Origin of the sequence: Arthrobacter agilis (genome assembly GCF_002953615.1) — a bacterium.
Taxonomy (GTDB): domain Bacteria; phylum Actinomycetota; class Actinomycetes; order Actinomycetales; family Micrococcaceae; genus Arthrobacter_D; species Arthrobacter_D agilis_B.
Window position 1 is genome coordinate 2,269,679 of record NZ_CP024915.1, and the last position, 8,016, is coordinate 2,277,694.

General features: G+C 69.0%; 10 protein-coding genes. 5 read left to right on the forward strand and 5 right to left on the reverse strand.

Annotated features, from left to right (window positions below):
* Positions 1-156: 156 nt before the first annotated feature.
* From CVO76_RS11075 to CVO76_RS11085, 3 genes are all read right to left on the reverse strand, one after another.
* Positions 157-1,446 carry an ammonium transporter gene (locus tag CVO76_RS11075; protein WP_133079945.1) on the reverse strand — a complete coding sequence of 430 codons (1,290 nt, stop codon included), beginning with the start codon at positions 1,444-1,446 and terminating at the stop codon, positions 157-159.
* 172 nt (positions 1,447-1,618) lie between these two features.
* Entirely contained in the window at positions 1,619-1,906 is a 288-nt protein-coding gene (locus tag CVO76_RS11080) for a MoaD/ThiS family protein (protein ID WP_133079944.1), read from the reverse strand.
* A 12-nt stretch (positions 1,907-1,918) separates the two neighbouring features.
* Positions 1,919-3,013: a WD40/YVTN/BNR-like repeat-containing protein gene (locus CVO76_RS11085; protein WP_208739278.1), complete on the reverse strand. Its 1,095-nt coding sequence runs from the start codon at positions 3,011-3,013 to the stop codon at positions 1,919-1,921.
* Between the two features lie 199 nt (positions 3,014-3,212).
* Between CVO76_RS11085 and CVO76_RS11090 the strand changes: the two genes are divergently transcribed.
* Positions 3,213-3,647, forward strand: coding sequence for a hypothetical protein (locus tag CVO76_RS11090; RefSeq protein ID WP_133079942.1), 435 nt, complete (start codon positions 3,213-3,215; stop codon positions 3,645-3,647).
* Between the two features lie 272 nt (positions 3,648-3,919).
* Here CVO76_RS11090 and CVO76_RS11095 read toward each other — a convergent pair whose 3' ends face one another.
* Both CVO76_RS11095 and CVO76_RS11100 read right to left on the reverse strand, forming a co-directional pair.
* Complete coding sequence (locus CVO76_RS11095) at positions 3,920-4,252, reverse strand: histone-like nucleoid-structuring protein Lsr2 (protein ID WP_208739279.1); 333 nt, start codon at positions 4,250-4,252, stop codon at positions 3,920-3,922.
* Positions 4,253-4,403: 151 nt separating this feature from the next.
* A complete protein-coding gene (locus CVO76_RS11100) occupies positions 4,404-5,429 on the reverse strand; it encodes a sigma-70 family RNA polymerase sigma factor (protein WP_208739280.1) in 1,026 nt (341 codons plus the stop codon).
* Between the two features lie 133 nt (positions 5,430-5,562).
* On the opposite strand from CVO76_RS11100, the gene CVO76_RS11105 reads away from it, so the two are divergent.
* The 4 genes from CVO76_RS11105 to CVO76_RS11120 are packed head-to-tail and all read left to right on the forward strand — an operon-like array spanning position 5,563 to position 7,730.
* Complete coding sequence (locus tag CVO76_RS11105; RefSeq protein ID WP_208739281.1) at positions 5,563-6,114, forward strand: dihydrofolate reductase family protein; 552 nt, start codon at positions 5,563-5,565, stop codon at positions 6,112-6,114.
* 11 nt (positions 6,115-6,125) lie between these two features.
* Positions 6,126-6,428, forward strand: coding sequence for a DUF4287 domain-containing protein (locus CVO76_RS11110; RefSeq protein ID WP_208739282.1), 303 nt, complete (start codon positions 6,126-6,128; stop codon positions 6,426-6,428).
* Positions 6,429-6,458: 30 nt separating this feature from the next.
* Entirely contained in the window at positions 6,459-7,340 is an 882-nt protein-coding gene (locus CVO76_RS11115; RefSeq protein ID WP_208739283.1) for a DUF4031 domain-containing protein, read from the forward strand.
* 42 nt (positions 7,341-7,382) lie between these two features.
* A complete protein-coding gene (locus tag CVO76_RS11120) occupies positions 7,383-7,730 on the forward strand; it encodes an iron chaperone (protein WP_208739284.1) in 348 nt (115 codons plus the stop codon).
* The last annotated feature ends 286 nt before the right edge of the window (positions 7,731-8,016 follow it).

Consider the following 8,016-nt stretch of genomic DNA (forward strand, 5'->3'; position numbering starts at 1 on the left):
CCCGGCCGGCGGGTAAGGCCAACCCGCGGGGAAGGCGCACCCCGGATCCGAGGGGGTCGTCCCCATGGCGAAGCGCCAGTGGCAGGGTCCCGACGGATTGCCTGCCACTGGCGCGAACGGTGCGGTCACCGCCCGGGCGATGAGGACGCGGAGCGGTTACGTGCGCGGCGGTGCCCCGAGGTCCACGGGATCCTCGTCCGTCAGGTAGGCGAACTCGGAATGGGCTGAGATGTCGATGCCACGCAGCTCGTCCTCCTGCTCGATGCGGAGGCCCACCGTGCGCTGGATGACCTGGGCGATGACCCAGGTGACCACGAAGGAATAGACCAGGACAGCCACAGTGGCGAGCACCTGGATCCCCAGGAGGTCGAACCCGCCGCCGTAGAAGAGCCCGGAGACACCGTTGGGGGCGTCCTCGGTGGCGAAGAACCCGATGAGCAGGGTGCCCAGGATGCCGCCGATCAGGTGGACGCCGACGACGTCGAGGGAGTCGTCGAAACCGAGCCGGAACTTCAGTTCGATCGCGAGGGAGCAGACGGCTCCGGCGATCGCACCGATGGCGAGGGCGCCCAGCGGGCTCACGGCACCGCAGGCCGGGGTGATGGCGACGAGCGCGGAGATCAGGCCGGACGCCGCACCCATGCTGGTGGCGGCACCGTGCCTGAACCTCTCCACGAGCGCCCAGGCGAGCAGCCCGGCCGACGCGGCGACGGCCGTGTTCAGGAAGACGACCGACGCGGACTGGCCCGCGGACAGGGCGGACCCTGCATTGAAGCCGAACCAACCGACCCACAGGAGCCCGGCTCCCACGAGGACGAGCGGCCGGCTGTGCGGCTTGGCATGGTCCACGGTGGGCCAGCCGTGGCTGCGGCCAAGGACGAGCGAGAGGGCAAGGGCTGCGATGCCCGCGTTCATGTGGACCGCCAGGCCGCCGGCGAAGTCGATCGCACCGAGGTTGTTGGCGATCCAGCCACCCACCACGGAACCGTCCTCGGAACTGAAGGCGAAGACCCAGTGGGCGATCGGGAAGTACACCAGGGTGGCCCAGACGCCGGCGAAGATCATCCACGCCCCGAACTTCATGCGGCCCGCAGCGGCACCGGCGACCAGCGCCGTGGTGACACAGGCGAAGAACAGCTGGAATGCGGCGAACAGGATGGGCGGTATCGAGGCGGTGGGATCATCGGCGAGCAGCTGGCCGAGGCCGGCGTACTCGGCGACATCGCCGATCAGTCCGAGGCCGCCCACCGAGTCGCCGAAGGCCATCGAGTAGCCGAAGAGCACCCACAGCACGGCGACGAGGCTCGCCCCGCCGAAGCACATCATCATCATGTTGAGGATGCGGCGTGAGCCGACCATTCCTCCGTAGAACAGGGCCAGGGCCGGGATCATCAGACAGACGAGCGCGGCGCTGGCAAGAATCCAAGCGACGTTTCCAGAATCCATGGGAGGTCCATTTCCGTGATGGCGCCTGCGCGTGCCCGAGGGACGGAGCCCGGGGTCGCATGAGGGGTGGGTGCGGAGCCGGGATGGCACGCGGCGCTCAGCCATGGTAGTCAGCGGCACGTTTCAGCATCCGGCGGGCACCGTTAACTCTGTGTTACGGCTCGCCCCGTCCCTAGCCGCCGGCGACCGACTGGATGATCAGGACCGTCGCGCCCGGGGGTACGGCGGTGCCGAGCCCGTCCAGGCGCCGTACGTCCTCGCCGTCGACGTAGATGTTCACGTAGCGCCGCAGCGCTCCGGTCTCCTCACGGATCCGCTGGTCGAGCAGCGGACGTCCGGCGCCCAGCCCGTCGAGCAGTGCCGCCACGTCTCCAGCGTCCGGCACGTCCAGCCGGACCTCGCTCCGCCCGTCGACATAGGGGCGGAGGAGCGTGGGGATGAGGACGGTCACGGCAGCCATGGTGGGTCCCTGTCAGGAGGGAACGACCGCTGCGCGGACGGAGAGCACATCCGGAAGGTGACTCGCGACCTCGCGGAAGGTGCGGCCCTCGTCCGCGCTCGCGTAGACGGCTCCTCCGCGGGTCCCGAAGTAGACACCCGGGACATCCGCGGTGTCGACGCAGGCCGCGTCGCGGAGGACGGCGTTGAAGTCCGCCTCGGGCAGGCCGGCGGAGCTCGCCTCCCAGGTCGCACCGCCGTCGTCGGTCCTGTGCATCAGAAGACGCCCGTCCGGCGGGATGCGCTCGCCGTCGGCCTTGAGGGGGATGACCCAGGCCGTTCCGCTCCGGTGCGGGTGGGCGAGCATCACGAAGCCGAAATCCGCCGGCAGGCCCTCGGCGATCGACTGCCAGGAGTCCCCGCGATCAGTGCTCATGTAGACGCCGTGGTGGTTCTGCGCGAACAGGCGGTCGGGATCGACGGCGTCGCGGGCCACCTTGTGCACGCACTGGCCGAACTCCGGGTTCGGGTCGGGCATGAAGTAGGCGCTGATGCCGCTGTTGCGGGGCTGCCAGGAGATCCCGCCGTCGTCGGAGCGGTAGACGCCTCCGGTGCTCATGGCCACGTGCAGAGTGTCGTCGGCGGGACTCGGCAGGACGGTGTGGGCGGCCGCCCCGCCGAAGCCGGCACCCCATTCGGTGCGGTGCGGGTGGTCCCACAGGCCCCTGTTGAGCTCGAACGTCTCGCCGTGGTCGGTCGACTTCCAGACCGAGATGGGCTGACATCCGGCCCACACCACGCCCGGCCGGTTCTCCGCGTCGGGTTGGATCTGCCAGATCCGTTCGAGGGCTGCGCCGTCGTCCGCGCCGAAGCGGATACTGCCTTCCTTCGGCTCCGTCCAGGTCTCTCCGAGATCGTCCGAATGGGCGATGCAGGGGCCGAAGTGCCAGGACATCCGGCCGGCGAAGAGACGGGTCCGGCCGCCACGCGTATCGATCCCGACGCTCGGGATCTCCTCCATGAGGAACTTCGGCTCCGACAGCGTCCAGTTCTCCCGATCCGAGCTCCGCGCGAGCCACAGCCCCTTCTTGGTGCCGATGGCGAGGACGGTCGTCCCTGCTGCTGTCATGGCTGCCCCCGTTGGCATGGAACCGGTCGCGGACCGGAGATCGTGATGCGGATCACTTGGAAGGGTGCCATCCACCACTCGTTTTGTACAGGGCCGGCTACCCGCTTCTGTCCGCATGGGCAGCCGCCCGGCGAGACCGTGTCAGAGTGGGCATATTCGGTCACTGGGGGCGGAACACCCGTTCATCCTGGAGGAACCGTTGAGTCAGATCGTCCTTGCGAATGCCGCGCCGGCACGGCCGTGTCGCGGTACCGAGCACCCCCCGGACGGACGCCGCTGGTGCGTCGGCAAGTGCTGTATCGAAGCGCGTCCCGGGCTGCTCGTCCTGTGGTGGGCTCCCGGTTCCCTGCTCACACTCGCGGACATCCTCTCGTCCTACGACGGCATCCGTGAACTCTCGGACGGCTACCGCCTGCCCCTCGTGGTCCACGTGCAGGGCATGGTGGGGATGACCGCGGGCGCACGCGCCCTCCTGCTCGAAGGGGACCTCTCCTCCCGTGTCGGATTCGTCGGCACGGGGCCCGTGGACCAGGTCATCGTGGCCTTCCTCGAGCAGGCATTGTCCGAGACCTGCTACTTCCGCAGTCCGGCCAGGGCCGAGGCGTGGGCCCGCGGGGCGGGGAGCGACGATTGACGGGCACGCCATCGGATCGGTCGTCGCCGCGGAGCGGTGCGCCCCCGGTCGCCGGCGGGGAAGAGGGCACACGGGACACCGCCCCCGCCGTCGACCGGCAGGAAATAGCTCCGCTGATTCCCGGGGGCTCTCCCTCGGGCTGGATCCGCGACTCCCTATTCCTTGCCGGCCGCTTCGTCCGGGTGCACACCGCGGCGGAGGACGGCCATTCTGTTCTCCGGTTATCGTGTCGTCACATGGACTTCCCGCCACCCGGATCGGGAAAGGACGCGTCAGCGACTTTCGTTATAGGCGTCGATGATCGATTGTGTGATGCGGCCGCGGGAACTCGGGTTGAATCCGTTCTCCTGGGCCCACTGCCGGATCTGCTGCGTGTCCTCGCGCTTGGATCGGGAGGAAGCCTTCGGGCTCCCGGCCGACTGCTTCCCCGAACCGGCTTTCCGGCCCTTGTCCACGTAGCCGGAGAGGGCGGAACGTAGCGCATTCGCGTTCTGCTCGGTGAGATCTATTTCATAATTCGTGCCGTCGAGGGCGAAGCGCACCGTTTCCTGCGCTTCTTCCCCACTGAAGTCGTCGACCAATTGGACCTGTACCCGCTGCGCCATCACATTCTCCTGTGTTGTCCGGATGAATTCGTCAGCCCCATATTCCCGACCCTATCCTGCAAACTCGCCGAGAGGAATGAATTGCACGGATGGTGGACGGCAGGTCCATTGTCGACGAGGACCCGACGGCAGGTGCGATCGGCGGGCTCTGCTATTCCCCGCGCCCGGGCGTCCCGCGCTCGTCGATCACCGGGGGCAACCCGAACGCCTCGAACATCTCGGGATACAGGAAATTGTGGTGGCCGACGATCAGTCCGCCATCGGTCTCGATGACCTGGATGGCCCAGGGCTTCCAGAGCCCGGGCTCCACGAGGTGGTAGTTGGCGAACCCGCCTGCGCCGTTGACGTCCAGCGGGAGGAGGCGCCCGCCCTCGCAGACGCTGCCCTCACCCACGAACCAGGCGCGGACATCCGCCGGGCCGGTGAGCCACAGATCGAAGGGCGGCATGGAGAGGACGACGTCGTCGCGCAGGAGCGAGACGAGCACCTCCATGTCGTAGGCCTCGAACGCCCGCAGATACCTGGCGAGCAGGTCCTTGTGCGCCGGATCCTCGAGGGGCATGGAGGTGGTCGGCTCGAAGCCCGCCATGGTCTTGCGGGCACGCTGAAGGGCGCTGTTGATCGAAGCGGTGGTCACCTCCAGCAGGGTGGCGACCTCGGCGGCGGACCAGCGCAGGACCTCGCACAGGATCAGGGCGCTGCGCTGCAGTGGCGGCAGGTGCTGCAGCGCAGCCACGAAGGCCAGCCGGATCGTGTCACGGGCCTCGGCGACGACGGCGGGATCACCCGAGGTGTCGATCACCCTCTCGTTCCGGATCGGCTGCACGAAGGCGCTCTCCGTGAGGGGTGCGCCGAGCACCGCGTCCGCGGTCCGCGTGGAGGGCCCGAGGTCCATGGGCCGGGCCCGGCGCTGGGGGCTCCGGAGCATGTCGACACAGACGTTGTGCGCGATCCGGAAGAGCCAGGTGCGCAGGGCGGACCGCCCGGCGAAGGAGTCCCTGCTGGACCAGGCCTTGATCATGGTCTCCTGCACGGCGTCCTCGGCCTCCGACGCCGCCCCCAGCATCCGGTAGCAGTATCCGGTGAGGTCGCGCCGGGACTCTTCCAGGAGTTCCTCGAACGGCACCCCTTCCCGCTGCATTCCTGGCGTCGTCCCTCGGGCGGTGGCGGGTTGCATGCACTGAGCCTAGCGATGGCTGTCCCTGCGCGGGAGGAGGGCTGCGCAGAAAATTCGGCCGGTATCGATGATTCTCCGGCCTCCGTGGCGTCTACTGGGACACGTTGCCATCACCGACGAACGGAAGCACCTCATGCGCAGACTCACAGCAGGACTCTTCTCCTCCGTGGACGGAGTGGTCGAATCACCCCACCTGTGGCAGTTCGACAGCTTCGACGCGGAACTCGGCGCCGGCATGGGCGAGATGATCGCCAGGGTGGACACCGTGCTGCTCGGCCGCCACGGCTACGAGGAGTGGGCGCAGTACTGGCCCGCAGCGGAAGCCGCCGATCCCTTCGGTGGCTTCATCAACCCGGTCCGGAAGTTCGTCGCATCCCGGACCCTCAGAGGTGACCTGGGCTGGACCAACGCGTCCCTCATGGACGCACCCCTCGAGGAGTTCGTCCGCTCGCTCAAGCAGACGGACGGCGGGGATATCGCCGTGTGCGCCAGCATCTCCCTCGTCCGCCAGCTCCTGTTCGCCGGGTTGCTCGACTCGCTCATGCTCATGATCCATCCCGTGGTGGCGGGCACGGGCCGCCACCTCTTCGAAGCATCCGACCCGGTGACCCGCCTGGAACTGCAGGAGACGACCACCACCAGCAAAGGCAATGTCCTGGCCTCGTACGGGCTCCGCGGCGAATAGGAGGGAAAGACATGTCATTTCAGGCATACTTGGATGCGATCGAAGTGAAGACGGGGCTGACACCGCGCCAGCTGCTCGAGCGGGCGACCGCGCGCGGCCTCGCCACGCCGGGGACGAAGGCCGGGGAGATCGTCGCCTGGCTGAAGGAGGACTACGACCTCGGGCGGGGCCACGCCATGGCCCTGGTGCACGTCATCAGGAACGGCGCGACGATCAGTGAGAAGCATGTGGGCGCCGACGGTGCCCACCGGGACGAGTCGGCGGAGCTGTGGCTCGACGGCAGGGCGACCAGGCCGGCGGGTGAGGCGCCCTGACGCTGGGGCGATCCACCTAGACTTCTGGTCATGGCTGTCCTCATCGATCCGCCGTCCTGGCCCGCCCACGGGACCGTCTTCTCCCACCTGGTCTCGACGTCGTCGCTCGATGAACTGCATGCGTTCGCGGAGGCGGCGGGCATCCCGCGCCGGGCCTTCGACGAGGACCACTACGACGTTCCCGCGCGGCGCCATCGGGACCTCGTCCTCCGGGGAGCGCGGGAGGTCAGCGGGACGGAACTGGTGCGTGCGCTCATCGCGAGCGGGCTGCGGATCCCCGCCCGGCAACGGGCGCCCCGGCTCCGAGCCGCCCTGGCGTCCCGCTGGGAGTCGCTCCTGCCGGCGCAACCAGCCCTGGGTCGGGAACTGCTCGACCGATGGAGTGAGCCGCACCGGAAGTACCACACCCCCACCCATCTGATCGCCGTCCTCGAGGCGCTGGACGTCCTGATGGAACCGGCCGACGCGCTCCTGCGCCGGTCCGTGCTGCTCGCCGCCTGGTTCCACGACGCCGTGTACGAGGGATCGGCGGGGAAGGACGAACGGGCGTCCGCACACCTCGCCGTCGAACGCCTCCGGGAACCGCTGGGCACGTCGGCGGCGCAGGAGGTCGGGCGCCTGGTCCTGGTCACCGTGGCACACGATCCGGCCCCTGACGACCGTTCCGGCCAGCTGCTCTGCGATGCGGATCTCTCGGTGCTCGCGAGCCCTCCCGAGGCCTACGCCCGCTACACCGACGCCGTCCGGCAGGAGTACGCGCATATTCCCGATGATGCATTCACAACGGGGAGGCGGGCCGTGCTGCTGCGGCTGCTGGCCCTTGACCCGCTGTACCGCACGGCTGCAGCGCAGGGCCACTGGGCGGAGCGCGCGCAGCGGAACCTGATGCAGGAACTCGAGTCCCTGGTGTAGCCACGGGATGCCTCCTCCGGAGCACAGGTCTAGGATCGCCGCATGGACCCGATCGGCGCGGCACTGGCAGAACTGCAGGAACCGGACCGGACCTGCCTGCAGCGCATCATCGACATCGCCCGGTCCGCCCGTCCCGAGGCCGAGGCGGGTCGGAGCTACGGCCTCCCGGCCCTCCTGCTCCAAGGGAAACCGCTGGTCGGCGTCGGCGCTGCCGCGAACCACCTCTCGCTCCATCCTTTCTCTCCCGCGGTGGTCAAGGCCGTAGCGCCGTCGCTCGGTGGGTTCTCGCTGTCGAAGGGGACCATCCGGTTCTCCGCGGCGCAGCCGGTGCCCGACGATGTCGTGCGGGAGATCGTGCGCCTGCGGAGCATCGAGATCACAGGGCCGTAGGGCGGGGCGCGGGACCCGTGGCCGGTCGGGCCGCAGCGGGGCGTCGAAGCCGTCGTGGCCTCGCGCTCCGGTCACGGTTCGGCGCGAATTCCGGCGGATCCATGGCCTTCCGGAAGGCAGCGGCCGAAGATGAGGCATGACGTGGTCGACAAGGCTGGGCGTCGTGGCCCTCGCAGCGGTGTTCCTCTCGGCGTGTGCGACACCGGGTGCTCCGCCGGGGCAGCCATCGGCTGCCGATCCCGGCGCGACCGGACCAGCGGACGCACCGCTGAGTTTCGAGGGCCGC

What these genes read in the sequence shown, in the direction of transcription:
- CVO76_RS11115 (WP_208739283.1), top strand. Translation starts at nt 6,459, where the DNA reads ATGGCTGTCCTCATCGATCCGCCGTCCTGGCCCGCCCACGGGACCGTC.
- CVO76_RS11105 (WP_208739281.1), top strand. Translation starts at nt 5,563, where the DNA reads ATGCGCAGACTCACAGCAGGACTCTTCTCCTCCGTGGACGGAGTGGTC.
- CVO76_RS11110 (WP_208739282.1), top strand. Translation starts at nt 6,126, where the DNA reads ATGTCATTTCAGGCATACTTGGATGCGATCGAAGTGAAGACGGGGCTG.
- CVO76_RS11120 (WP_208739284.1), top strand. Translation starts at nt 7,383, where the DNA reads ATGGACCCGATCGGCGCGGCACTGGCAGAACTGCAGGAACCGGACCGG.
- CVO76_RS11095 (WP_208739279.1), bottom strand. Translation starts at nt 4,252, where the DNA reads ATGGCGCAGCGGGTACAGGTCCAATTGGTCGACGACTTCAGTGGGGAA.
- CVO76_RS11100 (WP_208739280.1), bottom strand. Translation starts at nt 5,429, where the DNA reads ATGCAACCCGCCACCGCCCGAGGGACGACGCCAGGAATGCAGCGGGAA.
- CVO76_RS11085 (WP_208739278.1), bottom strand. Translation starts at nt 3,013, where the DNA reads ATGACAGCAGCAGGGACGACCGTCCTCGCCATCGGCACCAAGAAGGGG.
- CVO76_RS11080 (WP_133079944.1), bottom strand. Translation starts at nt 1,906, where the DNA reads ATGGCTGCCGTGACCGTCCTCATCCCCACGCTCCTCCGCCCCTATGTC.
- CVO76_RS11075 (WP_133079945.1), bottom strand. Translation starts at nt 1,446, where the DNA reads ATGGATTCTGGAAACGTCGCTTGGATTCTTGCCAGCGCCGCGCTCGTC.